The following is a 26,590-nucleotide window of genomic DNA, read 5'->3' as shown; positions in this document are numbered from 1 at the left end:
ATTGCAGCTAAGGGGAAAGATGGGGAGAGGGGGAGATGATTTGATGAGTAGGGAATAGGGAACTTCAATATATCATTTAACTGCACAACAGCTTACTAAAAATTCGATCGCATTTTGAGGTCGATCGCACACACGGCACAATCCATAAACTTGTATCGCAGACAACCGCTTGTTTAAGAATAACCGCAGGGGATAGCCAAGCTGCCGATCAACTAATCAACACTGACACACTATGTCAAGATTAATTAGCGCTATCGCCCAAAACTCCCAATCTCAATCAAGCGTAAACATCCGACGCAGCAAGTTCCAATGAACAATCCCATCTACCCCGGCATAACTCTCAACAACCACTACCGCATAGTCCGCGAATTGGGACACGGAGGCTTCGGGCGCACCTACCTCGCTGAAGATGCCCACCGATTTAACGAACCCTGCGTTTTAAAAGAATTTGCGCCCCAAGTACAAGGAAGTTACGCCTTACAAAAATCCGAGGAACTCTTCGAGCGCGAAGCCGGAGTGCTCTACAAGCTGCAACACAATCAAATCCCGCGCTTCCGCGAACTGTTTCGCGTCAGTATAGTCGATCGAGGCTATCTATTTCTCGTCCAAGACTACGTACCTGGCCAAACCTACCGCTTTCTGCTGGATGCCCGCAAACGTCAGGGTTTGCGGTTTATAGAAGCAGAAATAAATCAACTGCTGATTCAAATTTTACCAGTCCTCGAATACATTCACTCCTTGGGAGTGATTCACCGCGACATCTCCCCCGACAACCTGATTCTGCGCCTATCTGACGGAATGCCCGTACTGATTGACTTCGGCGGAGTCAAAGAAGTCGCCGCCACCGTAGAATCTCTATTTGCTGAAACTGAAGCTAATGCCACTCCCGCCCCCGCGACTCGCATCGGCAAACTCGGCTATGCTCCCGTCGAACAAATGCAAATGGGGATTGTCTATCCGCACAGCGATTTGTACGCTCTCGCGACTACGGTTTTGGTGTTGCTGACGGGGAAGGAACCGCATCAATTGCTCGACAGTCAGACGTTGAATTGGAACTGGCGATCGCACTGTTCTCTATCCCCGAATTTGTCCTTGGTGCTGGATAAAATGCTCGCTCACCAGCCGAGCCAGCGTTACTCCTCGGCTCGCGAGGTTTTGCTCGCTCTCGAAGGTAATCCGCTGTTACAGCCACAGGCACAACCATCCCCACCGCCGGATTTTGGGCTGACGCAGCCACCACCGGATCACACACCTCTCACCGCGCCCATACCCATACCCGCCCCCGCCCCGAAACTGCCGGGAACTCCGGTGCGAGTTGCGATGATTGGCAATCAGCAAAAGATGCCTGCTTGGCAAATGTTTTTGTTCGTAGTGGCAGTGCTTTCAAGTATGGGCGGAGTTGGCTGGTTTGCGGGCAATTATGTGTTAAATCTGCAATCAAAAGTGCAGAAGATTCCCGTGACTCCGGGCCCGAAGCAGCAGCAAGAGGATGCTTTGCGCGATCGCTACTCTCAACTTAAAATAGACGATCGATTTTACAACGGTTACGTCAATCTTGTAGATGAAAATTTCTATGCCAAATACCCAGAATTGAACGGGCGGCTGTTAAAAGAAGGCGACGAGGATCGCCAATGGCGCGAAAAATGGCAGAAAATCGGCGACGACTTGCTCGACAAGCTCGAAAACCTCAGCAGCGACGCTAGAGCGCGGTTGGGCAGTTACGACACCGCCGATATCCAGCGCTGGAAAACGGAGGTTAACAAGCTGAATTTGAGCAGTCGGGCGCTGTACGATTTGGCTGATGCTAAGTTCTTTTATTGGTTTCCACAGCAGTCACGGAATAAAAATATCATCGGTTTGCCGATCGGACAAATTTGGCAAGCAATTACCGCCGACGCCCTCACAGCTTTGCAAGCGGGAGCAACTCTCGAAAGTGTTGAATTTGACCGCCGCTCCAACAGCAAAGCCCTCACGGGCAATCTCAAGCCCGGAGAAGGCAAAGCTTACATAGCCCGGTTCGCCCAAAATCAGATTTTGAGTGTAAATTTGCAAGCTGCGGGCAAATCGACTCTGCTATCAATTTATTCTCCTGGGCGGACAAACAAAGCCAAGGCTCTGCTGGAAGATGCAGAGGAGGTAAGTTGGTCTGGAACTCTGGATGAGGCTGGTTTTTATGAATTTGTGGTGGTTTCTCAGTCATCCGAGGCGATCGCCTACGAATTGAATCTGGCGATCAAATAAGGGCTATTGACGCAGGAAGTGCGATCGGGCGATAATCAAGTAATCCCGATCGGGTAAATTTTCCGGTTTACAAAAAGAATATGCTGAGATTCGCGATCATAGCTTTAGTAACTTTGGGATTAGTATTAGTGACTGCATTTGGTTTATATCCCGCCAGTGCGACAGTCAGCAATCCCGAATTTTATGCTTGGAACTTTGCCTCTGTAGGCAGCAGCGAACTGGTTTGCAAAAAGACAGTTATAGTTCCGCAAAACCTGATCATTCCGTCATCAATGCAGGCTGTCAGGATCAATTCTGCAATTGTAGATGACAAGTTTTGCACAAATTCCACTAAGCCTGTGAATTAATCCAGTGCATCCTACGATGTCCCCTCGAACTATCCAATAAAATTGATTTGATCGTTCGGACTTTAGTCCGTATTCATCATAGGACTAAAGTCAGAACGAGCGAACACTTTTTTAGAGCGAATTGACCGGACATTGTATAGAGCTTGCCGCCATCCGCGCAGTGAAAGTGTTGACGGCATTTTTTATGAGAAACAACCGATAATTTGTCATAAAAATTTATCAAAATAGTCTGGCGCAGCAGTTTTCTCTCCTCGAACTCTTCCCAAATTAGCCACTTCTTTAATGTGACTTAAAAACCGAAGATAAATCATTAGCCAAATGGCTAATAATTTATTGGCTAATTGGCCTAATCAGTAAATCGCTAGTTTGAGTATGCTAGAGTTAGTCAGGTTCTGATATATAGTGCCATCTGTAATCTAAGTATCATGCTCAAAATTTTAGTCATTGAAGACGACGAATTAATCCGGGAAACTCTTGTACAACTCCTGGAATCTCACAGCTACCGGGTCATCGTGGCAGAAAACGGTCGATTTGGTGTGCAGATGGCACTTTCGGAGATCCCCGATTTAATTTTGTGCGACGTGCAGATGCCGGAGATAGACGGTTATGACGTGTTGCGGACTCTGCGGCAAAACTCACTGGCTGCAACAATTCCATTTATTTTCCTCACAGCTCAAAGTGACAAAACCGATTTTCGTCGGGGGATGGAATTGGGGGCCGACGATTACCTGACAAAGCCGTTTACTAAGGCTGAATTGCTGGGGGCCATTTCTTCTCGCGTCTCTAAACGGCAAACAATTACCCAACCGCTGACACTCGCACTTCACCAAGCAGAAGCCAGACTCAAAGATTTAGTTAACGACTCTACCAAGGTTTGTGTCCTTTCTCCCGAAAAATTGGCTCTGGAAGCTCTGCTGCGCCGCGCTTTGGCACAAGGTGAGTTTCAGGTATACTATCAGCCGCAGGTGAATATTGCTACCGGACAAGTTATCGGCGCTGAAGCTTTGGTGCGCTGGCAAAATCCCGATCGAGGTATAATTTCTCCCGCCGAATTTATTCCCTTAGCCGAAGAAACAGGTTTAATTATTCAGATTGGCGAGTGGGTACTGCTTTCAGCTTGCGCTCAAGCCGCTAGTTGGCTGGCGGCGGGGTTTTCGCCCTTTACAATATCAGTAAATTTGTCGGCCCGGCAGTTGTCCGACCCGGAACTCAAGAACCGAATCGTGCAAATATTGGAAACTACAGGCTTGGAGCCTGCTAATTTAGAATTAGAAATGACCGAAAGCGCTTTGGTAGAAAATGCCACAGTCGCAGGCACAACTTTAAACGAACTTAAAGCTCTCGGAATTCGGATTGCCATTGACGACTTCGGCACAGGTTATGCTACTTTAGGATATCTCAAGCAATTTGCTTTTGACGGCTTAAAGATCGATCGTATTTTTGTGCGAAATGCCAACGAAGACGCTCAAAATGCTGCTATTACCACAGCAGTAATTTTACTGGGTCACAGCTTAAATATGACAGTAATTGCTGAAGGAGTGGAAACAGAAGCAGAACTAGCTTTCTTGAAACAGCACAACTGCGACATCATCCAGGGGTATCTGTTCAGCCGCCCCGAACCCGCAACGATATTTGAAAGTATCCTAGTTGCCGACCAGCGTTTGTTCGCGCCGCCCGCTGCTGCTGCAACTGCTCGCGTTATGCCCTTTGTACCCCTGTCCGAACCAGAAAAATCTAAAAACCTTTCCATGTCGAGTCTAGGAATAGTGTAAACGTTAGCAGGATTTGTGTATAATAAAACAAAATTCTGGCTTTTAGCTGCTATTTTCTGCGGAAAAGTTGACGATGCCCCATAAAAAATTGTAACTTTTTTGGATAGGCAAATAAAAAAAGGAAATTTTCCCCAATATTCCTCTACTTCTTCCCATTTTATTCGCTTGACGCCCGTAATTGGACTATTTGAGGAATTGTGCCGTCTTGAAATTGGGAACCTTGATCAAGTTGCAGCAAGTAAACTCATTTAAGTTCCTAGTTTGGGAACCGCAGTTTCAAGAACTGTCAACTGACGAATTGGTGCAAGGCTGTAATGGAAAGAATCTTAGTAGTTGACGACGAAGCAGACTGTCAAACAGTCTTAGCAATGTACCTGGAAAGTCAAGGATACCGCGTTGAATGCGCTACTTCTGGCGCTGAGGCACTCTCGATTTTTGAGAATGCCCCCCCAGATTTAGTAATTTCCGATGTGATGATGCCGGAAATGGACGGGTTTGAGTTTTGTCGCCGCTTGCGCACTACACGTTTGGGACAATTGGTGCCGTTTATATTTTTGTCTGGTCAAGGCGAAATTGAGGCAAAAGTTGAAGGTCATGCGATCGGCGCGGACGATTATCTGGTAAAACCTTTTCATTCTGAAGAAATCTTGGCTAAAGTGAAAGCGCAGTTAGAACGCTCTCACCGCATTCACGCTGAGATTGTCCGACTGTTGCAAACTTCTACCGCCTGGGCGCCGGAACCAAAAGTTGTCGCAGTATTGCCTAACCCTGCACCTTTACCTCTGACACCAGCCGAGGAAAGAGTTTTTTGGGAGGTGATCCAGGGTTATACTAACAAACAAATTAGCGATCGACTATTTATTAGTCCCCGAACTGTCCAAGCTCATTTAGGCAGCATTTTCAGCAAACTACAGTTAGAAAATCGCGCCCAGCTTGTGAAATTCGCCCTAGAAAGGGGATACAAACCACCTCAAACTTAGCTGATATCTCAACAACTTAGGGCGCGCCAGCCTTTAATTACCCGTAATAGAAAACGGTTTGTAGTGAGGACTAAATTCCTCACTACAAACCAATCAGACTGTGGTAGTTCTCTTTGGAAATGATATTATTCCACACTGAAAACACAAGAAGGAAAATTCGTTGTTACACAAACAACCGGCCCCAAATTCGTACCCCGCAAATTTGCACGCTCCAAATCAGCCTGACGCAGGTTATTAACCGCATCGATATTTGTCCCGCTCAATTGAGCTCTAGGAAGCCTGGTATTAGACAGAATAGCACTCTGCAAATTAGTATCGCGCACATCAGCGAAAGACAAATCCGCACCGCTTAAATTAGCGCGACTCAAATTAACCCTAAACAGCAGCGAACGCCGCAAATCAGCATTCGATAAATTAGCTTGTAGCAGATAAGCTTCGCCCAAATTAGCATTAAAAAGTTTAGCACCGCGCAAATCAGCTCTCGTCATATTTGCCCGCCCCAAAAAAGCATTAGACAAATCCGCATTACGCAGATTAGCACTGTCCAAGTCAGCCCCATACATCTCCGAATTAACTAAATTAGCATTCGCCAAATTAGCGCCACTTAAATCTGCTTCTAGCAAATTAGCTTCGTAGAGATTAGCTCCGCTTAAATCAGCTCCTCTTAAATTAGCTCTGTACAAACTCGCCTTAAACAAATCAGCATTTCTCAAATCGCAGCCTTCGCACTCTTTAGTTTCCAGCAATTGCCTAACATGATCTGGATTTTGAGCTGTGACGGGAGCTGCCAGCCCAAACAAAGCTAAACAAGCCGTTACAGTTGCCAAGAGTTTAAGTTTCACAAACAAACCTCACTGCTACTTCAAACAAATTATACTAGCAAACTGTAGACTTTAAACCCATATCCTTCTCTCTTTTCTCTTGCTCTGCGTTCTCTGCGCCCTCTGCGGTAAATCTTCAAAAACATGATTCGCAGCCAACAATTTAGACCTGCTTCCAGCAAGGCGGGCTTTGCCCGCCCTACTTAACTTAATTAAGCTTCATCTAAAGCAGCAACACCAGGCAATTCCTTACCTTCGAGCAGTTCCAAACTAGCACCGCCACCAGTAGAAATGTGGCTCATTTCTGCGCCCAAATTCAACTGTTCCACAGCCGCTACCGAATCACCGCCGCCGATAATTGTGGTAGTACCAGTTTTAGTAATTCCCGCCAAAGAATGAGCAATACCTTCAGTACCCGCAGCAAACTTCTCCATCTCAAACACGCCCATTGGCCCGTTCCAGATTACCGTTTTGCAATCGGCCAAAGCATCTTGGAAAGTTTTCACTGAATCCGGGCCAATGTCCAAACCCATCCAACCGTCGGGAATGTTTTCAACGGAGACAGTTTGAGTGTTAGCATCAGCAGCAAACTTATCAGCAACTATCACATCAGTAGGCAACAGAAAAGTAACTCCCCGTTCCTTTGCTTTAGCTTCCAAAGACTTAGCCAGTTCCAACTTGTCATCTTCCACCAAAGACTTACCCACGTTCAAACCGCGAGCTTTGTAGAACGTGAACACCATGCCGCCTCCCAGCAGCAATTTGTCGCACTTTTCGAGCAGTTTTTCAATGACTCCAATCTTGCTGGAAACCTTAGAACCACCGATGATAGCAGCTAAGGGACGCTGAGGATTGTCGATCGCACTACCGAGATACTGCAACTCCTTCTCCATCAAAAACCCAGCCACAGAAGGACTCAGATACTTAGTAACGCCCTCAGTAGAAGCGTGAGCCCGGTGAGCCGTACCAAAAGCATCATTGACATACAAATCGGCCACAGAAGCTAACTTCTTGGCAAATTCCGGGTCATTTGCTTCTTCTTCAGGATAGAAGCGAACATTTTCGAGCAAAACCACATCGCCATCAGCCATCGCCGCCACTGTAGCAGCCACTTCATCGCCGATGCAGTCGTCAGTTTTTTTGACTTCCTTCCCCAACAATTCCGACAGCCGCTTAGCAACCGGAGTCAAGCGCAACTTCTCCGTCACACCCTTGGGACGCCCGAAGTGACTGCACAAAATGACCTTAGCGCCCTTCGACGCTAAATCCTGAATAGTCGGCAGAGCAGCCCGGATGCGAGTATCATCAGTGATATTGCCGTTGTCGAGCGGCACGTTAAAGTCCGCCCGCACCAATACCCGTTTGCCCGATAAGTCTGATGCTGATAAATTTGCTACAGTTTTTTTTGTCACAGGATTAACCTCCTAATATTTGTGTTTTTGTCTAATTCCGTTGAAATGGCAGCACTCGTCACTTGCACTTGGCGCCTCGGACGCATTCAACCGCGCCCGCACACAAAACGGAAGATGAAACAAACGGCACTGATTTGGCTCAACGTAAACATTTTATCGGAGTCCGTGTCCGGGAAATGCGAACTATGTTCAAGACTGTCTTATTTCCTGTAGATCAAAGCCAAGAAGCCCGCGAAGCCGCGGAAAAGGTTGTCAACATTGTGAAAACCTACGGCTCTCGTTTAGTTATTCTGTCGGTAGTCGAACCCCCAGCCGAGGAGGGCGACACCCAGCCGCCAGAGGTGATGACTTCCCCCGAAGCCGTCGCCAAACTGCTGTCTGAGGCCCAATCGATGTTTTCCCAGCAGGGAATCGAAGCTGAAATCATAGAACGAGAAGGCAAACCCGCTTTCACGATTTGTGATGTGGCTGACGAAATTGGGGCCGAGTTGATTGTGATGGGCTGTCGGGGGATGGGTTTAACCGATGATGGAGCGTCTGACAGCGTTACCAGTCGAGTGATCAATCTGTCTCCTTGTGCAGTTTTGATTGTGCCTTAACAGAAGGAAGAAGGAAGAAGGAAGAGGGAAGAAGGAAGAAGTAAGACAACTCTTTCTTATTGCTTCTTGCATTTTTATTGATCCCTTTTCCATTTTCCTGATTTCTTCCTTCTTCCCTCTGCTTTCTTCTCTCTGCGCTCTCTGCGCCCTCTGTGGTTAGTTCCTTCTTATTTATTCCTTAGATTTATTGTAAAAGTCGCTTTCCAATTAGGAAATTATCTGCATTTATCTGCCTTTCATCTGGGGTTGACTGGCTCGATCAAAGATTTATGTAATAAGTCTCTTCCCTCTTCCCTCTTCCCTCTTCCCTCTTCCTTCTTTCCTCTTCCTTCTTCCTTCATATTATGAAAATTCACTGGTATCCCGGTCACATTGCCAAAGCTGAACGGGCATTAAAAGAACAACTAAAGCGCGTAGATGTGGTGCTCGAAGTCCGAGATGCGCGCATTCCATTGGCTACTTACCACCCCCAAATGCCGAGCTGGGTGGGCGGTAAGCCGCGAGTATTGGTCGTTAACCGTATGGATATGATTACTGGTCGATCGCGCGAGGCGTGGGAAACCTGGTTTGAGTCCCAGGGAGAAACCGCCTATTTTACCAATGCCGAGCACGGGCAAGGAGTACACGATGTTTCCGATGCTGTCCAGGAAGCTGGGGTGCAGCTAAATAAACGCAGGTTCGATCGAGGTATGCTACCCCGTCCAGTCCGCGCCGTAGTAATGGGCTTCCCAAATGTCGGAAAATCTGCTTTAATCAATCGGCTGTTAGGGCGGAGAGTGGTAGACAGTGCCCGCAAAGCTGGAGTAACTAAATCACTCAGATGGATTCGCATTTCTGACGAAATTGAGTTATTAGATGCCCCCGGAATCATCCCCACCCGCATTAACAATCAAGAAAATGCCATAAAATTAGCTATTTGCGAAGATATTGGCGAAGCAGCTTACGACAATCAGGTAGTAGCCGCAGCTATGGTAGATTTGCTCCTAGAGCTTGAGGCTGCTGATGAAACTTTGATGTCAGTATCTGGTTTCAAATCCAGGTATAAATTAGATATAGCATCTAGTAATGGCGAAGATTATTTGCACGAGGTAGCAAAAGACAGGTATAAAGGAGATGTGGAACGAACGGCGCGGCAGATGTTAAACGATTTTAGAACAGGTGTGTTGGGTCAGCTTAATTTGGAGTTGCCGCCTACTTGATCGGACTGGTGGAAGATTTTATCTGATGAATTCAATTCTTATCAAAGTCTTGAAAATTCAACAGCGGTGCTGTGTATGAATGAATTGAATCTGGAACTTCAAATTAATGGAATCATCGAAAAAACCGTGCCTGTCGAGGGCGAGGAATTTATTATCGGTAGATTGCTAAAATGCGATTTACAACTGCCTTTTTCTGACATTTCCCGGCACCACACCCGCTTGTTTAAAATAGCTTCAGGGGATTGGCTAGTTGAGGATATGGGCAGTACCAACGGGACACTACTCAACAACAGTCCCCTCAACCAACCTCACGTAGTCAATCAGGGCGATGTGATTTATTTGGGACACCGGATTAATTTGATTGTCGTTTTACTCGATCGCTCCGACCCCCAACTTCCCGAAATCGGCACCATGCCCGAAGGATTTACCATCCTCGGCAAAGCCAAAGAACTGCAAAAGCAGTGGATAGAACCCGACACAAAAATCGAAAAAAACTACGAACAAGCGATCTCGCGTTTAAAATATTTAGTCGATATTGCCAAGTATTTGAACACCGCTGAATCCATCGAAGCAATTTTCGATCAAGTCCAGCAAATTGTGTTCCGGGACATCAAAAACATTGAACGTTTGGCACTATTAATACACTTCCAAAATAACGGCGAATTGAAAGTAATTAAAACTGCTGCCAGAAACACAGCTAAAAATAAATATATCCCCGCTGACGGCAGTTGGATCGGCCGCACTATTTGCCGCAAAGTATTGGAAGAACAAGTTGCTCTCAAAACTGCGGATGCTCAGTTTGACGAACAGTTTGATGACAATCTGAGTATGATCGATAAAGGAATTCGCACGGCGATAGCTGTTCCTCTCTGGGATGAAAATACAGTTTTTGGAGTGCTTTACGGCGACGCTCAACTGACTTCTAGAGAGTGGCATCAGGGCGGAGATGAAGACTTGAGCTTTTTTTCAGCTTTAGGCAATATCGTCGCTTCCAGCGTGCAGCGGTGGCTGCTGACACAGAAACTCCGCACCGAAGAAACTATGCGGCAAAGATTGGAACGCTATCACTCTCCGGCTGTTGTCCAGCATTTAATGAATACGGGAACTTTAATCAATCACCGCTTGCCGCCTGTGGAACGCGAAATCAGCATTTTGTTTGCAGATATTGTTGGCTTTACTGCGATGTCGGAGCGGTTGAGTCCACCTGAAATTGCCCGGTTGCTCAACAATTTTTTTGAGGAAATGTTGCAAGAAGTTTTTGGCGAAGGAGGAACTTTAGATAAGTTTATTGGAGATTGTATTATGGCATTTTTTGGAGCGCCGGAACCTCAACCGGATCATGCCGATCTGGCTGTGGCCGCTGCTTTGGGAATGCTCAACCGTCTTGACAAACTCAATGCCAATAACAGTTTGAGTGAACCGCTGCAATTGCGGATTTCTATTAACAGTGGCAAGGCGATAATTGGGGATGTCGGCAGTTTTAAAAGAGTTGATTATACTGTGTTGGGTTCGACAATTAATCTGGCCGCTCGGATGGAGGGGATTTGTCTGCCAGGGGAATGTGTGGTGAGCGAAGCTACTTACAAGTTGCTGCGATCGCCCCAAAGTTTTGAGCCGATGGGAGATTTCCGTTTTAAAGGAATTGACAGACCGATTGTGGTTTATAGTACCAACCGAAATCAAAGGTAATTGGTCATTAGTCATTAGTCATTGGTCATTGGTCATTGGTCATTAGTCAACCCTTCTCTTTCGCAAGCTGTCAACTGTTAACTGTCAACTGTCAACTGTCATTGCGACGTTTAAGTCAGAAGGATTTAGCGATCGGTGAGGAATGGAATTTCTCATAAAAATTTGAGAACTAATCAGGAATGTTATTAAATAGGGATTTGCTGACGCTGAGGATTTGAACTTCATCTCCTATGTGTACTATTTGTCCGGCTGCTTGATGTGGCACTCGCGTGTTAACTATCAGCCGACTAAAGTTATTTAAACGCCCTATTTTTACCAAGTCAGGCATAATTTCTTTTTGCTTGGCTGCTAGTACATTTTTGATGTTTGAATAAGCTTCTGTCGCCGCATAATTTCGCGTAGATCGGATACAGGGCTGACCGGGATTAATAGCTTCAAATATTACTGTCCCTATTTTAAACCTGAGAACTTCATTGGCTTCTGGGAAAAGTTGGTCTTCCCAAAAAGCCGGGACATCTCCTATTTCAATATTAGCTCGCAAGCGGTGGCGCATCTCGTTAACGCAAACTCTCGGAAACCAAGATGCTACTTCGGCAATTGTTTCGGTACTGATAATGGTTGGCCCCGGTGTAGCGGTATCGTCGGGAAAGCCTGTCAGCAAGTTTTCAATTAACTTGACGGGGAAACCGAAGTAGCTGCTCAACCAACATTCTATGCCTGGGCGTTCTCTATCTACATGAAAAAAAAATTCTTGTTCGGTGTCTTTAATTTTCAGGCAGGCAATTCTCTGTTTGATGTCAAATGATAAGTGCAGAAAATTGACTCCGCTGTTGCGCTTACTGTTAATCAATTCTCCTGCTTGATCGCAGATTGCCAAAGAGCGATCGCCTTCTAGAGCTCCGCTGGCTAGAATAGTGGCTTGACTGACAGCTATACCGTCAAGGGACTTGACCGGATAGATATGAATGCTGGCGACGTAAGACATTGCGATTCATTGATAAATAATTGTCGTTTTAGATACATTCTAGCATCCCTTGCAGGCAGAAGCATGACTGCTGTTAGCTTTATGAAATAAAAAGGGGCAACTTTTTGAAGTTTACATTTTGCCGTAGCTGCTTGTAAAGAAAAATTAAACAAGTCTGGCTAAGCTTGTGGTATATATTATGCTAAAAAATACAAACAATTGAACCGAGTTGCAGCCAATGACACAAAGCCAAAAAACAGGTATGATTTCGCGACGTAATCTAATGTTGAGGGCTGGTGCAGGGATGCTGGTGGCAAGCATTGCACCTGTGCTTTTACAAGCTCAAGTCGCAAAGGCAGAGGGAATCTCTGACATTACTCCCGACGGTGCTCTCAAAAAATTGATGGAGGGGAATCAACGCTACATTGAGCAAAAACGGACATTTCCCGACCAAACTCGATCGCGAATTGTAGAAGTAGCAGAGGGTCAACATCCGTTTGCAACCATTCTGGCTTGTTCTGACTCGCGGGCTGCTCCCGAAATTATTTTCGACCAAGGATTGGGGGATTTATTTGATATCCGAATAGCTGGAAATTTTCTCGATGATGTGGTTCTCGGGAATATGGAATATGCCGTAATAGAATTAGGCGTTCCGCTATTAGTAATTCTGGGTCACGAACGCTGCGGTGCTGTTAAAGCAGCTTTAGATGGCAAAGCTCTTCCAGGTCACCTTAGCACTTTGGTGGCGGCGATTAAACCGGTAGTTGATTCGACTAAAGGTCAAACAGGTGATGCGTGGGATAACGCAGTCAGAGCCAATGTGAAAATGAATGTAAATAAGTTACAATCCTCGTCGCCTATTTTAGCTGAAGCAGTTAAAGCGGGTAAGCTTAAAGTTGTTGGGGCGCGCTACGATTTGGATAGCGGAAAAGTGGAGATAATTGCTTGATTTTGCTGTAAGTCATTAGTCATTGGGCATTGGGCATTGGGCATTGGGCATTGGGCATTGGGCGAAGCGAAGCGGAGGGATTGGGCATTGGGCATTGGGCATTAGTCATTGGTCATCTTGCCCGATCGCGAAGTCGAAGAGTGGTCATTAGTCAATAAAGTAGATATGCAAGTTTAGATTAAACCCATTTCTTGCAGTCCCCGGCGCAGGCGTTCGGCTTCAAAGGGGCGGCGCTGTTCGTGAAGGGCGATCGCTCTTTTGAATTCTGCTAAACTCTCTGGCATTTTACCAATTTTCAGCAGCGCTACTGCCAAATTTTGATGAGCTTCGGCGTGTTCGGGAGCGAGTTTAATGGCTTGTCGGTAATAGGCGATCGCATCTGCTAAATTTCCGGCTGCTTTCAGCGTCAGTCCCAAATTGTAGTGACCTGCTGCAAAATTGGGGTCAATTTTTAAGGCTGCTTTGTAAGCTTTTTCAGCGGCTGGCAAATCTCCTTCATCTTTGAGCAAATTGCCCAAATTATTGTAAGCACCTAACTTGAGCGCCGGGAAGACATCTGTATTAATTGCGACTTGATAGTGTTCTTTTGCTTTGGCGAATTGCTGTTGCTGGCGGTAAGCAATTCCCAAATGATAGTTGAGTTCGTAAACAATAGAATCATCAATTGTCGCAGCAGTCAAGCCCTTTATTAATAAATTAATTCCCCGCTGAAGTTCCCCGCTTTCTACGTACAGCGCGCCTAATTTGCTACAAGCATAAGCGTCGTTTGGATAATAAGCTATGTAGCGTTCCATTGCTGCTTGAGCTTTTTGGAATTTACCTTTGGCTGCGATCGCATCTTTGTGATAACCAGAGTGGTAAATCGCCACATCGGGGAGAGAAGCTATTTTCCATTGCGGTTCCCGCTGCAAAATCTCAGCCACGCTGTCGTCTACCATTGCGTGGTATGGGCGAGAAAAGCGGAGGTTGGGGCGATTGCGAAACAAGCGCGACACTAGGGAATAGGGAGATTGAGATGCGCCGATTTCTTGGCGGATGAGATTGATTAGCAGCAGTCGATCGCTCTTAATTGCCTGCTTAAGTTGAGGTACAATCTCCGGTACCAGCACCTCATCGGCATCCAACACCAAAATCCAGTCGCCCTGGGCGTACTTGAGAGACTCGTTGCGCGCGGCTGCGAAGTCGTCGCACCATTCAAAGTCATAAACTCTGGCCCCGGATGCTCGGGCAATTTCACGGGTGCGATCGCCCGAACCGGTATCTAGCACCACAATTTCGTCAACAACACCCTTAACGCTGTCCAAAGTCCGCGACAGTGTTGCTTCTTCATTTTTCACGATCGTGCACAGACTTAGATTCATCGGCGGTCAATTTTCCTAGTTTGACAGAAATATTGTAATTTTTTTTACCAGTAAAACACAAAAAGTCCCAGAAAAAATTCTTTTATTTCGCTTCGGCTTCAAGTATAAGTATCTTTCGGCGCGAAAAAAAATGGCTTAACTCTTTTGACTGATTAAAAAGCCTCAAAATCCGACGATTCATCAAAAAATCTACCACTTTTGGTTCCTCCCTACGGTAGAGGAAAGGACGGGATATCTGTTGTTATTCTTAGAACATAAGACAAGGCAGACAAAAGTTAAGCACTCAGGAGAAAGAGAAATGGGAATTATTGCTTGGATCGTTTTAGGACTGATTGCCGGTGCGATCGCCAAAGCCATTTATCCGGGAACTCAAGGCGGTGGCTTCCTGGCAACAACAGGTTTAGGAATTGTGGGTGCGCTAGTGGGAGGTTATCTAGGTCAAGTCTTTGTGGGGACTAGCGCGGGGGCATCCTTCGGAGCATTAACTCTACCCAGCATAGCTTTTGCAGTCATCGGCGCGATCGTGGTACTTTTCATCTGGGGATTGTTGACTCAGCGTGCAGCATAATAAATATTGCCAATTCCCAGTCGATCGACTTTTAGGGTATTCATAAACCCGGTTTCTTGAAGAAACCGGGTTTTTCAGTTTTTCAGTTTTTCAGTTTTTCAGTTTTTCAGTTTTTCAGTTGAAACTCGGCGGTTGAAACCGCGACTACACAAACAAAACCCGGATGGTGCGCGGGTTGAAGATCGGACTCGGCGGTTGAAACCGCGACTACACAAACAAAACCCGGATGGTGCGCGGGTTGAAGAGTAAGGTTAATCAATCCGCAAGTTGAAAGGTAAGCGAACGTAAACTCCTTGCGGGTCGTTCATCGACTTGACAACAGCCAATTCATCCTGCATTTTCTTAACTTCTGCCGTCAGCGGGTCGAGTTTGGTGGCTGGTTTTAACACATGAACGCCGGAAATTCTTTCCAAAATTTGCTCCTCGAAACTGCGGCGTTTTGGATATTCTTCCAACTGCCAATCGTCGCCGAGTTTAGCTTGCTTCGCCGCTTCTCTAACAGCATCTTCTAGCCCGCCAATTTCATCGACTAAACCCAACTGTTTCGCTGCCGTACCAGACCAGACTCTGCCTTGAGCAATTTCTTGCACCTTGTTTTTCGGCAGTTTGCGGGAGTCGGCGACTTTAGTAACAAATCGATCGTAAATGCGATCGACTATTTTCTGAATATTTGCCAATTCTTGAGGATTTTTCGGGCGGGAAACCGTGTTAGTATCGGCAAAACGAGCAGTTTTCACCACATCCCAAGTTATGCCGTTGTTAGCAGCCAATTTTTCGGCATTGAACAGCATTCCAAAAACGCCGATCGAACCAGTAATCGTACTCGCTTCGGCAAAGATTTTGCTAGAACCCATCGAAATCCAATAGCCGCCGGAAGCTGCTAAGTTGCCCATCGACACGATAACTGGCTTTTTTTTGCCCGTCAGCGCGACTTCGCGCCCGATGACTTCCGCCGCCGTCGCGCTGCCTCCGGGGCTGTTAACGCGCAAAACTACTGCTTTTACGTCGTCATCTTCGCGGATTTTCCGCATTTCTTGAGCGATGCGATCGCCTCCTACTTGAGTCGGGCCGCCTTCCCCGTCTACAATCTCTCCTTCAGCGTAAAGTACAGCAATCTGATTTTTCTTGTTAGCGCGAGTTGAGTTTTTATTCTCAGCAATTCTCGCGTAATTTTTCAAACTTATCTGTTTGAAAGATTTATTTTCTGCATCAGTTCCTGTCAGTTTTTTAAGTTCGGTGGCAATTTCGTCAAAGTATACAACTTTATCAACTAACTTGCCTTTGAGAGCTTCATCAGCCATCAAAGTTCCGCCATTATCTGCCACTGCTTGCAGTTGCGGAACGGTCAATTTGCGACTTGGCCCGACAGTTTTTAGGTATTCTCCCCAAATATCTCCGAGCAATTTTTGAGTTTGCTGGCGATTTTCTGGACTCATTTTTTTGAGCAAAAATGGTTCAACGGCTGACTTGTATTTGCCGACGCGAGTCACTTGCACTCCCACGCCGTATTTTTCCAAAGCACCAGTCCAAAACATTGCCTGACTGCTAAAACCGTTGATTTCTACAGATCCGTAAGGATTGACTGCAATTGTATTTGCAACTGAACCGAGGTAATAATCTCGCTCGCTCCAGTCCATTTCGTAAGCAATAATGGGTTTTTTGGCATCTCGAAAGCGCTGTAATGCCGATCGAACTTCTTTGAGATTAGCAAACCCGCTGCTGCTGGCATCCGAACTGCCTTCGAGATACATACCCACGATTTTCGGGTCTTTTTTCGCAGATTCGATCGCATTTAAAACAGTCCGCAGCGTCACAGCATCGCCGGACTCGTCCGAAAGCGCTTCTTGAATCGCCGCGCTAGTGCTGCGACTCGGTTTGCTGTCCGTGATATTTAAAGAAAGGTCTAATACCAATACAGACTTATCTTTAACTTGCGGGCCTGAATCTTTAGATGACGATGCCGCGACAGTAATTAACAGTACCAGTCCTCCCAATCCAACGCCGCCCAGCAGCAACAGTCCGAGGAAGGTTCCGAGCAAACTTGCACAAGTATATTTTAGGAAATCTTTCATTTAGATAGTTGATAGTTGATAGTTGATAATTGACAGTTGATAGTTGACAGTTGACAGTTGATAGTTAGTAATTAGCAGTTGACCGTTGATAATTAACATTTGGTAATTAACATTTGGTGATTGGCCGTTGTTATTTGTTATTTTTGAATCTCTCCCAATAATCAGTAACTACTAACAACTAACGACTGCCCACTGCCCACTGCCCACTGACATCTTTCTATCTTAACCTTTCCAAAACCCCAGAATGTTGTAACTCATCCAAGTTAGCGCAGCCAGTACAGAACATCACGGTAGCGATTTCTGCAATTAAAACCTCAGCTAGCTGGGCTGCGGCTGATTCCGATGCTGCTGCGGCTTGCAGAAACGGCCGCGCCAGTCCCGCAACATCGGCACCCAGGGCGATCGCTTTTGCTGCATCCAAGCCGTTTTGCAAGCCTCCAGAGGCAATCAGGGGAACATCCGGCGCTACGGCGCGGGTGCTGACAATGCACTCGGCTGTGGGTATTCCCCAGTCGGCAAAGGTTGCGCCCAACCTGCGCTGCTTGTCGTCTGTGGCTCGCTGTCCTTCTATTTTCGCCCAAGAAGTGCCTCCGGCGCCGGCAATGTCGATCGCACTTACTCCAGCCGCGAGCAATTTCTGTGCCATTTTTCCAGAAATACCGTTGCCGACTTCTTTCGCAATCACCGGTACTGGTAATTTAGCGCACAATTTGGCAATTTTATCTAACAGTCCTTTAAAGTTAGTATCACCTTCAGTTTGAACGCATTCTTGCAGCGGATTTAAGTGTAAAATAAGGGCATCTGCTTCGAGAATATCAACGATTTTTTGGCATTCTTCCAAACCGTAATTATAGTTTAATTGAACCGCTCCAATATTAGCAAATAGCAGAATATCGGGAGCGCGGCGCCGCACGGCAAATGTAGGAGCTAGTTGAGGGTTTTCGACAGCGCATCGCTGGGAACCGACTCCCATTGCCAGTTTGTATGTTTGAGCGACATCGGCGAGGCGATAGTTGATTGTCTGGGCTAGTTCGGTGCCGCCTGTCATTGACGAAATTAGCAGGGGTACGGCTAGTTTTTTGCCGAGGAATGTGGAGGTTAAATCGATTTGGGTGCGATCGAGTTCTGGCAAACAACAGTGAGCAAAACGGTAGTTTTCTAGTCCGCTGGTAGTTTCGCGAAATTGTACATCTTCTTCGAGGCAGATCCTGAGGTGGTCTGCTTTGCGGGTTTCGGTTTGCGAGGGCGAGGTTAGCGGCAAGTTCACAGTGGTTATTTGGGGAGAAATTTCTGGCGTTGGATCTGACAGGAATCTTATTTTACTATTTTATGATCCTTCTTGCATGAGTTTTTAATTGATAGGTGAACCGCAAATGTCAAGCAGATTAACACGGATTAACACAGATAATTTTTAGATGATTTCGGCGTGAGTGTAAGCAGTCTATTATTATCCTGGAACTGTCATTGGCACGCCATTATCTGAAGGTTTCAATTTCAGCAAAAAAGGCACTGCTTTTTCCACCCACGCTTTGATTGGCGTGTAATTTGCTGCTTCTTCTCCGAAACAAATGTCCAGCATATCGGTGTGAATTATGCCGGGATTTAACGGAATTGCGGCCATCCCTCGCGGGAGTTCTTGGGCTAGCGATCGCGTCAGTCCTTCGATCGCCCATTTGGAAGCGCAATAGGGCGCGACTTCCGGCGAAGTTGACCTTCCCCAACCGGAACTAATGTTGACAATTATGCCACTTTTTCTCGCAATCATTGCCGGGACAAAGTGGCGAATCACATTAGCAGTACCTTTAATATTAACATCTATTAGCTGCGAAAATTCTTCGCTGCTGACTAACCAAAGCGGCGCGGGATTGTTGACTAAAGCTGCATTGTTAATCAGCAAGTCGGGAGTCTGTTTTTTGGCGATAATTTCTGTTGCCCAAGTTTTGACTTGCTCGTCGCTGGCGACATCCAAACAAGTAAAATGGTGGGGTGCACTATATTTTTGGTTGAGTTGTTCAACGGCTTCGGAAGAACGGGCGCATCCGAGAACTGTATGTCCCAATTCTATAAATTTTTCGGTCATGGCGAGACCTAGACCGCGACTGACTCCGGTAATTACAATTAATTTTGTCATAGAGTTGGTGCAATTTTGTGATTAAGTAATACAATACATATTGACTGGTCAGTTGACAAATCGATCGCACGGGGAAAAAGCATGAAAGTAAAAGCAGCAGTTGCTCGCAGTGCCGGCAAACCTTTGACTATTGAGACGGTTGATCTGGATGGGCCGCGGGCTGGTGAGGTGCTGGTGGAAATTAAAGCGACGGGTGTTTGTCACACCGATGCTTACACTCTTTCCGGCGCTGATCCCGAAGGTTTGTTTCCTGCTATCTTAGGCCACGAGGGAGCCGGGATTGTCGCAGATGTTGGAGCGGGAGTAACGAGTGTCAAAAAGGGCGATCGGGTAATTCCACTTTACACTCCCGAATGCCGCAACTGCGAATATTGTTTGAGCGGCAAAACGAATCTCTGTCAAGCAATTCGCCTCACTCAAGGACAAGGAGTGATGCCCGACGGCACGAGCAGGTTTTCAATTGACGGTGAAAAAATTTTCCATTACATGGGAACTTCTACCTTTGCCAATTATACAGTATTGCCAGAAATTGCCGTAGCAAAAATTCGCGATGATGCTCCTTTTGATAAAGTTTGTTTAATCGGCTGCGGCGTCACGACGGGAATCGGTGCTGTCATCAATACGGCGAAAGTTGAACCAGGTTCTAATGTCATAGTTTTCGGATTGGGCGGGATTGGTTTGAATGTAATTCAAGCGGCTCGCATGGTGGGAGCTAACATGATTATCGGCGTAGATTTGAATCCAGACAAGCGAAAAATGGCGGAAAAATTCGGCATGACTCACTTTGTCAATCCCCGCGAAGTCGAAGGCGATTTAGTGCCTTATTTGGTAGACTTAACCAAAGGCGGAGCTGATTACACTTTTGAATGTATCGGCAACATTAATGTGATGCGGCAAGCTTTGGAATGCTGTCACAAAGGTTGGGGAGTCAGCGTGATTATTGGAGTAGCGGGAGCAGGTCAAGAAATTAGTACCCGCCCATTTCAGCTAGTAACTGGTAGGGTTTGGAAAGGCTCGGCTTTTGGCGGGGCGAAGGGCAGAACTGATGTTCCAAAAATTGTTGATTGGTACATGGATGGTAAAATTGATATTGATAGCTTGATAACTCAAGTAATGCCGATCGAGCAAATTAATCAAGCCTTTGATTTGATGCACCAAGGCAAGTCAATTCGCACAGTTTTGACATTTTGAACAAAAATCTTGCTCTCTTCTCTCTTCCTCTGCGCTCTCTGCGCTCTCTGCGGTAAAAAAAATCTAATTCAGAAATGAAAGAGAATTAATATGCTCTCTAAATCCCTCAAACTGGAAAAACAATATAAAAGTTTTGGCGGCAAACTAGGATTTTACAGCCATCAATCCTCAGCCTGCAACAGCGAGATGAAATTCACTGTTTATCAGCCGCCCCAAGCTCAAACTAAACCCGTACCAGTCCTGTATTTTCTATCAGGTTTAACCTGCACGGAAGAGAACTTTATGGCAAAAGCAGGGGCGCAGCAATTTGCGGCAAAATACGGGTTAATGTTAGTTGCACCAGACACTAGCCCGCGCGATACTGGCATTCCTGGGGAGGCCGACAATTGGGATTTGGGAAGTGGCGCGGGTTTTTATGTGGATGCGACAGCCTCACCTTGGAATTCTCATTATCGAATGTACAGTTATGTGGTTGATGAATTGCCAAATTTAATCGCTGAAAATTTCCCAGCGATACGGGAAAAACAGGGAATTTTTGGTCATTCGATGGGCGGACATGGGGCTTTAATTTGTGCGTTAAAAAATGCCGATCGCTATCTTTCAGTTTCCGCGTTTGCGCCTATTTGCGCGCCCGTGCGCTGCCCTTGGGGTCAAAAAATATTCGGACACTACCTTGGGGGCGATCGAGAGAGTTGGAGGGCTTGGGATGCGAGCGAATTAGTTCGGGAAAAGCAATACAACCGCCCGATTCTGATTGACTGTGGCACTGCTGATTCCTATCTTGCTGAGGGGCAATTGTTGCCGGATGTGTTCGCGGATGCTTGTGCAAAAGCGGGACAGCCGCTGACTTTAAGGATGCAGGAAGGTTACGATCACAGCTATTATTTTGTCGCTAGTTTTATGGAGGATCATATTCGCCATCATGCGGCTGCTTTGTGTGAGTAAAACTTGTTTTTAGTTACAAATTAAGTTGTTGCGTATTGAAATTGCATATTCGGGGCAGCGTCGAAGCCCACCCCACAAGAGTTTGATTATTTCTTGATATACGATTTAAAGGCAGAACAGCTTAATTCAGATCGATCGCAAATACCCACTCTTTGTACTTACTATCGCGATTTTCCATAATCCCTGTGATTTTGTGCAAGAGTTTTTCGGTGATGGGTCGGTTTTTGGGCAGTTGATAGTTTTCTATTCGGTTAATTGGGGTGATTTTGGCGGCGGTTCCGCATAGGAAAATCTCGTCTGCAATCAATAGTTCTGATTTGTCAACTGGTCTTTCTATGACTTCAATTCCTAAGTCTTTGGCGATTGTCATCACGCTATCTCTGGTGATTCCTTCGAGAATATCTTGGTCGAAACCTGGAGTAATTAATTTACCGTTTCTGGCGACAAATATGTTCATTCCTGAAGCTTCGCTGACTTTTCCCTGGGTGTTCATCATAATCGCTTCGTCGAAGCCGGATTCTACTGCTTCTGTTTTGGCTAAAGCTGAGGTGATGTAAGCGCCACTAATTTTACCTCTTAAGGGTAAGCTGCGGTCTTCTTGGCGATACCAAGAGCTAATTCTACAGTTGACTCCTTCTTTTGGCAAATAGTCTGAGAGTTCTAATCCATAGACAAAAAAGTCTGTTTCTACGTTGTGCAGTCTGGGGGCTATTCCTAAACTTGATGTGTAGATGAAGGGGCGGATGTAAAATGATTTTTTGGGCTGATTTTTTTTAACAAAATCAGTGATTACTTGTTGGATTTTGTCGGCGGGGAGATCGCAGTGGAGGAAGCTGGCACTTTGACTTAATCTTTGACAGTGGCGGTCTAATCTAAATAGTAAGATGCGATCGGCATTTTCGGGGTCGGGAATTCCTCGCAACCCGCCTAAAACTCCGGTTCCGTAGTGCAGGGCGTGGGTGGCTATGGAAATGTTGGCGTCGGTAAATGGGAGAAATTGGTTTTGAAAGTAGGCAATTGGTAGAAAACTATCCATGATTTAAGCTGGAGATGAGTTTGGCTTTCCGCGAGGAGTCGTGAATTGGGTTATACTACCATAAGTTAGACGATTTTAGATTTTATATTTTAAATTGAGACTGATTGATGACTATCGGGCTTTGGCGCTTGCAGACAGTTGCATTATTTGTTTAAACTGGGATGATTGTTGTGTGGTTGTATCGATCGATAAAATAATATAAATAGCGGTCAGGTTGGGAGATAATTGGATTGTTTTGAGCAAGAGTGCGATCCTGTTTGGGGGCTTCGCTAACGACTGCAAGCAAATATCAACGAAGGGGTAACTGTGGCACGTAAATGTTTCATCATTGAAATGGGGATGGGTATCGACCAGCACGGGCAGGAACCGACTGTAGCGGCGGCTAGGGCTGTACGGAATGCGATCGCCCATAATGCTCTCCTAGGTGTCTGGGAAGTGGCGGGTTTGACTGATCCGAATCAGATGATTGTTGAGGTAAAGGTGGCTGTTCCTTACCCGGAACAAGTGCGTCACGACGAAGTTTTGGCGGCGCTGCCTTTTGGTAGCAAAACTCTGATTGTGGAGCAGGGCGGGATGATTGTACCAGGAAGGGCGATCGCCTCTCTGAATGATAAAAATGATGAAATGTTAATCGCTGTGGCGGCTGTGACTGTTTTTGTGGACGCTGAGGACTAATTTTGTGTTGTTTGAATAAATCAGCCCTGAAGTGCGATCGCCCGTGAGAAAATTATGATTAATTTAGGGAAAGTGGTAGGGTGCGTCAGAGATTTTGCCTCACATAGGGGAGAAAAGGCGAGGTTCTGACGCACCCTACAAATTTAGTGGTAGTCCGATCGCACTTTCACGCGATCGGACGCTGCACGGTATTTCCGAAGCAAGTTGAGCAAACCCAACGCGCCCAAGGTGCCCAGCCAACCGAAGTTATTCGGGCGATCGGGCAAAACCTTGATATAGTAAAGCCAAAGGTATGCCAGAGAGCGGTTCTTCTCTCACAAATTTCCCCAGCGGACATCAACTATGCTGCATCGAATTCTTGCCAAAAGTCGGTATCTAATGATAATTGCTGTACTCGGTTCTTTTGTAGCCTCTGTGACGCTTTTGATCTACGGTGCCCTGGAAACGATCGCTACCATCGGCTACATTATCACTACAGGGCCGATTTCCAGCGAAAACTCTAAAACACTGATTCTGTCCTTTGTCGAAGTTGTAGATTTGTTTCTGCTAGCCACAGTATTTTATATTACGGCACTCGGACTTTACGAACTGTTTATTGACGAGCGCATCAAAGTACCAGACTGGCTAGAAATTCACACCATAGACGACCTCAAAAGCAAACTCACCAGCGTGATCGTCGTCGTATTGAGCGTATTATATCTCGGTCAGGTAGTTAAGTGGAACGGTGCGGATAACATCCTTCCCTTGGGAGCAAGTATCGCTTTAGTAATCGCTTCACTGACGTATTTTTTGAATTCGCAGGTGAAAAAGTCCAAGTCAGATTAAGGCCTGTTTGAGCAGGGAAATTACCCAAATTTTGCTGATAAAGCAAGAGCAAGAAAATGGGACTATCGGCTCACAATAAATTTTATCTAAAACCTGTTAATCACTATAGCAATCCTCGCAGGATTTGTAGGAATGCTCGTTACCAGTTCGAGGGAAAGCAGAACCCACAGGCGAGGAAGAGCGGATCTAGTCGTGTGCTGAGGCTCTTCCTCACTTGCATGGTTTCCTTTCGCTCGAACTGGGAACCACTTATTTAAATTTATGAACGGATTGCTAGAGAATTGCCATCTATCAATAGGATGAATATTATTAATTTTACGATCGCTCGAAAGTAATAATTTTACAATCGCACCAACTCAAACAGGAAGAGATTTTCCATTTTTCGATTTGAGATTGAAGAATTGAGGGATTGAGAACTCGATCGCTCAATACCTCATCTTTGGCTCGAACTGCTATAGATTTTTCATTTTTTGAGTAGAGATTTTAAATGGGAGAATCGAACGAAAGATGAGGGAGAGATATATTCCAATACGGTTCACTTAAGACAGATCCCCCCTAACCCCCCTTCCCAAGGTGGGGACAAGAATGCTCTCAAAGTCCCCCTTCTTAAGGGGGATGCGAGGGGGATCTCCGGGGCATAAATATGTTAAGTGAACCGTATTGAGATATATTTCTCATCTTTAGATAGAACTGCTATCAAAGTTGATTAAATAGCTCTTGCGACAGATGGCTGCACTATTGCTTCTTAGATATTTTTATAATAGTAAACCTTGTTACAGAATTTATGATCACTTCCTCAAATCCACTCAAACAGGTATTCCACTGCCCGGAAGAATCGAATTTTTACTCGCACTGCTTGGAAAGTTTAGTGTTAAATGCCAGCGACCAATTTAGACGTATCGTAGAGTTTGGTTCTGGTGAAGGAAGTCCAGTTATTAAGTCTTTGCTGAGAACAGATTTTAACGGGACAATACAAGGATTTGAGTTAAATAATGTAGCTTGGAAAATTGCTCAATCTAAAATTAAGCAATATCAAATCAGCGAAAAATATACGGTCAACAATTGCTCTTTTTTTGATTCGCTTTTATATCAGTCGGCAGATTGTGTTATCTCAAATCCGCCTTATTTGCCTGCGGTGGATGACAAGATTTATCAGCCGCTGTTGCACGGCGGGACTGATGGTTCGACAATTGCTAAGAAACTTTTATCTTTGGACTGCGATCGAGTTTTGCTGATGGTTTCTAGCTATTCTAATCCTGTGGGTTTGATAGATTATGCCTTGGATCTAGGCTACTCGGTGGCGAATTTTGAGATTGCACCTTTAAATTTTGGCTATTACAGTTCGGAGCCCAAGGTGAAAAGCGCGATCGCCAATCTCCGAAAACAGGGAATGGCTTTTTATTCGGAAAATATCTATCTGCTGGCTGGAGTTTTGTTTCAGAAGCAGCAAAAGTCGCAAAGAGATTTGTCGATCGAGCTAATTCAGTTATTGACTGCTTTTTAATATCTAGCCTGGGTGCGGGTGTGCCACAGACTGACGCACCCGCGCATAGCGGTTAATTTTGTTCTGCGGTTTGGATCGATCGCACTACAGCCAACCCAGCCCGATCGCCGATCGACTTCTCCTGATCGTACCCCAACACCAATTCCCACGCTTCCTGCGGGTATCTGTCAACCAGCGGTAGCGCCACCTCATCCAACATCCAGCGCCCGTGACGTTCATCTTCGCGGATGTGCAATTCCCAATAACCCATCGCGGCTTGCGAGAGGCCCAGACGCTGCGCCGCGGCTAGATAATTGCGGTAAGCGACAGGCCCCGCCACCTCAAAATAGGTGAGTCCGCCGTTGTAGCGCAGAAAATGGCGCTTGCGTTCGGTAAGCAAGAAGTTGTGGTTGATGCTGGCGAGCACTTGCCAAGGCACTAAATCGAAGTAGGCTTCCGGTTCCGTGCTCATCCCGAATTCTGCCAGCATTTGGGCAAAATAGGTCGAGTGTTTGCGGGCTAAGCGACCGCCGCCGTATTCTTCGATCAGCACCCGCGTCAGCGTTGACTGAATTTCGTTGCCAGCACCGCCGATGATCCGAGAAACGCGGCTGGCTTCCACTAAACCGTCGAAGGAGGCGATCGCCAGCAAGTGCTTGTATCCCTCTTCAGTCATCTGTTCCCGCAGGTAGCGATCGATCTCAGTGAGCTCTGGATCGACATCAGCGGCCGCGCGATCGCGCAGGGCTTGCTTGACATCCTCGATGTTTTGCAGCGCTGCAACGTCGATTTGGGCGCTTTCCCATTGCTGCCAGGGTGATTCGATGCGATCGCGCACTCCTCGCAAATAGTGCGATCGCTCGTTGTTGTAGCGGCGCAAATCGTCGTACCAAAACAAGTTGAGGCGGTTGATGCGGTAGAGCACGCGCTGCAAGAAACGGTGCGCGGCTTCGTCGCCCGGTTCCTGTTGGTAAGCTGCTTGAAGTGCATAGGCGATCGCGCTTTCAAAATCGCTGACGAGTAACGGTTTAGCCGCCACTGTCTTGTCTAAATCCTCTACCTCTAGCAAATTGACAAATTGGCGATCGGCTGCTTCATAATTTGGGAGTGCCTGCTGATTTTTGGGAAGACTCGGCGACTCAGAAGTAGAAAGTATCTCTAGGGTGTTTTGCATGGAATCAAATTATGCTAACTCAGATTATTGTGGAGCTTGCCAAAACAGCCAACCTTTGCAGATTGCTGAAGATTTTGGCTACTTGTTTTCAAGATAGCGAATCAGTCAGCCGGATACACCTTTCTATTGATAGATATTTTTGAGTTTCCCTTGTTC

General features: G+C 46.1%; 23 protein-coding genes. 14 read left to right on the top strand and 9 right to left on the bottom strand.

Annotated elements, in window-relative coordinates:
* The first annotated feature begins 309 nt into the window (after positions 1 to 309).
* The 4 genes from K4039_RS18310 (at position 310) to K4039_RS18295 (ending at position 5,340) form a co-directional block, all read left to right on the top strand.
* Entirely contained in the window at positions 310 to 2,241 is a 1,932-nt protein-coding gene (locus K4039_RS18310; protein ID WP_265237212.1) for a serine/threonine-protein kinase, read from the top strand.
* A gap of 80 nt (positions 2,242 to 2,321) precedes the next feature.
* Positions 2,322 to 2,588, top strand: a complete 267-nt coding sequence (locus K4039_RS18305; protein WP_265237210.1) for a hypothetical protein — start codon at positions 2,322 to 2,324, stop codon at positions 2,586 to 2,588.
* A gap of 425 nt (positions 2,589 to 3,013) precedes the next feature.
* Positions 3,014 to 4,360, top strand: coding sequence for an EAL domain-containing response regulator (locus K4039_RS18300; RefSeq protein ID WP_265237208.1), 1,347 nt, complete (start codon positions 3,014 to 3,016; stop codon positions 4,358 to 4,360).
* Positions 4,361 to 4,674: 314 nt separating this feature from the next.
* Positions 4,675 to 5,340 carry a response regulator transcription factor gene (locus K4039_RS18295; protein ID WP_265237206.1) on the top strand — a complete coding sequence of 222 codons (666 nt, stop codon included), beginning with the start codon at positions 4,675 to 4,677 and terminating at the stop codon, positions 5,338 to 5,340.
* Between the two features lie 125 nt (positions 5,341 to 5,465).
* Here the strand turns inward: K4039_RS18295 and K4039_RS18290 are convergent, their stop codons facing one another.
* Both K4039_RS18290 and K4039_RS18285 read right to left on the bottom strand, forming a co-directional pair.
* Positions 5,466 to 6,182: a pentapeptide repeat-containing protein gene (locus K4039_RS18290; protein WP_265237204.1), complete on the bottom strand. Its 717-nt coding sequence runs from the start codon at positions 6,180 to 6,182 to the stop codon at positions 5,466 to 5,468.
* Between the two features lie 191 nt (positions 6,183 to 6,373).
* On the bottom strand, positions 6,374 to 7,573 hold the full coding sequence (locus K4039_RS18285; RefSeq protein WP_265237202.1) for a phosphoglycerate kinase: 1,200 nt from the start codon (positions 7,571 to 7,573) through the stop codon (positions 6,374 to 6,376).
* A 185-nt stretch (positions 7,574 to 7,758) separates the two neighbouring features.
* Here K4039_RS18285 and K4039_RS18280 point away from each other — a divergent pair, with 185 nt between their 5' ends.
* The 3 genes from K4039_RS18280 to K4039_RS18270 all read left to right on the top strand — a co-directional run bounded on the left by K4039_RS18280 (position 7,759) and on the right by K4039_RS18270 (position 11,060).
* On the top strand, positions 7,759 to 8,172 hold the full coding sequence (locus K4039_RS18280; RefSeq protein WP_265237199.1) for a universal stress protein: 414 nt from the start codon (positions 7,759 to 7,761) through the stop codon (positions 8,170 to 8,172).
* 344 nt (positions 8,173 to 8,516) lie between these two features.
* Complete coding sequence (ylqF, locus tag K4039_RS18275; protein WP_265237196.1) at positions 8,517 to 9,371, top strand: ribosome biogenesis GTPase YlqF; 855 nt, start codon at positions 8,517 to 8,519, stop codon at positions 9,369 to 9,371.
* Between the two features lie 75 nt (positions 9,372 to 9,446).
* Entirely contained in the window at positions 9,447 to 11,060 is a 1,614-nt protein-coding gene (locus tag K4039_RS18270; RefSeq protein ID WP_265237194.1) for an adenylate/guanylate cyclase domain-containing protein, read from the top strand.
* A gap of 169 nt (positions 11,061 to 11,229) precedes the next feature.
* Here K4039_RS18270 and K4039_RS18265 read toward each other — a convergent pair whose 3' ends face one another.
* On the bottom strand, positions 11,230 to 12,045 hold the full coding sequence (locus K4039_RS18265; RefSeq protein ID WP_265237192.1) for an MOSC domain-containing protein: 816 nt from the start codon (positions 12,043 to 12,045) through the stop codon (positions 11,230 to 11,232).
* Between the two features lie 217 nt (positions 12,046 to 12,262).
* Here K4039_RS18265 and K4039_RS18260 point away from each other — a divergent pair, with 217 nt between their 5' ends.
* On the top strand, positions 12,263 to 12,973 hold the full coding sequence (locus K4039_RS18260) for a carbonic anhydrase (protein WP_265237190.1): 711 nt from the start codon (positions 12,263 to 12,265) through the stop codon (positions 12,971 to 12,973).
* Between the two features lie 173 nt (positions 12,974 to 13,146).
* On the opposite strand, the gene K4039_RS18255 is transcribed toward K4039_RS18260, so the two are convergent.
* The gene (locus K4039_RS18255; RefSeq protein WP_265237188.1) at positions 13,147 to 14,334 is read right to left on the bottom strand and encodes a TPR domain-containing glycosyltransferase; all 1,188 of its coding nucleotides are present in this window, start codon (positions 14,332 to 14,334) and stop codon (positions 13,147 to 13,149) included.
* A gap of 298 nt (positions 14,335 to 14,632) precedes the next feature.
* Here K4039_RS18255 and K4039_RS18250 point away from each other — a divergent pair, with 298 nt between their 5' ends.
* On the top strand, positions 14,633 to 14,902 hold the full coding sequence (locus K4039_RS18250; RefSeq protein WP_265237186.1) for a GlsB/YeaQ/YmgE family stress response membrane protein: 270 nt from the start codon (positions 14,633 to 14,635) through the stop codon (positions 14,900 to 14,902).
* Positions 14,903 to 15,153: 251 nt separating this feature from the next.
* On the opposite strand, the gene sppA is transcribed toward K4039_RS18250, so the two are convergent.
* The 3 genes from sppA to K4039_RS18235 all read right to left on the bottom strand — a co-directional run bounded on the left by sppA (position 15,154) and on the right by K4039_RS18235 (position 19,105).
* Positions 15,154 to 16,974 (bottom strand): signal peptide peptidase SppA, encoded by a 1,821-nt coding sequence (gene sppA / locus K4039_RS18245; protein WP_265237184.1) that lies wholly within the window; start codon positions 16,972 to 16,974, stop codon positions 15,154 to 15,156.
* A gap of 217 nt (positions 16,975 to 17,191) precedes the next feature.
* Positions 17,192 to 18,241 carry a type 2 isopentenyl-diphosphate Delta-isomerase gene (fni, locus tag K4039_RS18240; protein WP_265237182.1) on the bottom strand — a complete coding sequence of 350 codons (1,050 nt, stop codon included), beginning with the start codon at positions 18,239 to 18,241 and terminating at the stop codon, positions 17,192 to 17,194.
* Between the two features lie 180 nt (positions 18,242 to 18,421).
* Positions 18,422 to 19,105, bottom strand: a complete 684-nt coding sequence (locus K4039_RS18235; RefSeq protein WP_265237180.1) for an SDR family oxidoreductase — start codon at positions 19,103 to 19,105, stop codon at positions 18,422 to 18,424.
* 81 nt (positions 19,106 to 19,186) lie between these two features.
* On the opposite strand from K4039_RS18235, the gene K4039_RS18230 reads away from it, so the two are divergent.
* Both K4039_RS18230 and fghA read left to right on the top strand, forming a co-directional pair.
* Entirely contained in the window at positions 19,187 to 20,296 is a 1,110-nt protein-coding gene (locus K4039_RS18230; protein ID WP_265237178.1) for an S-(hydroxymethyl)glutathione dehydrogenase/class III alcohol dehydrogenase, read from the top strand.
* 90 nt (positions 20,297 to 20,386) lie between these two features.
* Positions 20,387 to 21,241 (top strand): S-formylglutathione hydrolase, encoded by an 855-nt coding sequence (gene fghA / locus K4039_RS18225; RefSeq protein WP_265237176.1) that lies wholly within the window; start codon positions 20,387 to 20,389, stop codon positions 21,239 to 21,241.
* A gap of 121 nt (positions 21,242 to 21,362) precedes the next feature.
* On the opposite strand, the gene K4039_RS18220 is transcribed toward fghA, so the two are convergent.
* Positions 21,363 to 22,277 carry a branched-chain amino acid transaminase gene (locus K4039_RS18220; protein WP_265237174.1) on the bottom strand — a complete coding sequence of 305 codons (915 nt, stop codon included), beginning with the start codon at positions 22,275 to 22,277 and terminating at the stop codon, positions 21,363 to 21,365.
* Between the two features lie 306 nt (positions 22,278 to 22,583).
* Here K4039_RS18220 and K4039_RS18215 point away from each other — a divergent pair, with 306 nt between their 5' ends.
* The 3 genes from K4039_RS18215 (at position 22,584) to K4039_RS18205 (ending at position 25,281) form a co-directional block, all read left to right on the top strand.
* Positions 22,584 to 22,952 carry a Lin0512 family protein gene (locus K4039_RS18215; protein WP_265237172.1) on the top strand — a complete coding sequence of 123 codons (369 nt, stop codon included), beginning with the start codon at positions 22,584 to 22,586 and terminating at the stop codon, positions 22,950 to 22,952.
* Between the two features lie 342 nt (positions 22,953 to 23,294).
* Positions 23,295 to 23,777 (top strand): YqhA family protein, encoded by a 483-nt coding sequence (locus K4039_RS18210; RefSeq protein ID WP_265237171.1) that lies wholly within the window; start codon positions 23,295 to 23,297, stop codon positions 23,775 to 23,777.
* Between the two features lie 784 nt (positions 23,778 to 24,561).
* Positions 24,562 to 25,281: a methyltransferase gene (locus tag K4039_RS18205; protein WP_265237170.1), complete on the top strand. Its 720-nt coding sequence runs from the start codon at positions 24,562 to 24,564 to the stop codon at positions 25,279 to 25,281.
* Positions 25,282 to 25,333: 52 nt separating this feature from the next.
* Here the strand turns inward: K4039_RS18205 and K4039_RS18200 are convergent, their stop codons facing one another.
* Complete coding sequence (locus K4039_RS18200) at positions 25,334 to 26,434, bottom strand: iron-containing redox enzyme family protein (RefSeq protein WP_265237169.1); 1,101 nt, start codon at positions 26,432 to 26,434, stop codon at positions 25,334 to 25,336.
* Positions 26,435 to 26,590 lie beyond the last annotated feature (156 nt).

It is taken from the genome of Lyngbya sp. CCAP 1446/10, from assembly GCF_026130175.1.
GTDB lineage: Bacteria > Cyanobacteriota > Cyanobacteriia > Cyanobacteriales > Microcoleaceae > Microcoleus.
This window is presented reverse-complemented; position numbering and strand designations above follow the sequence as displayed.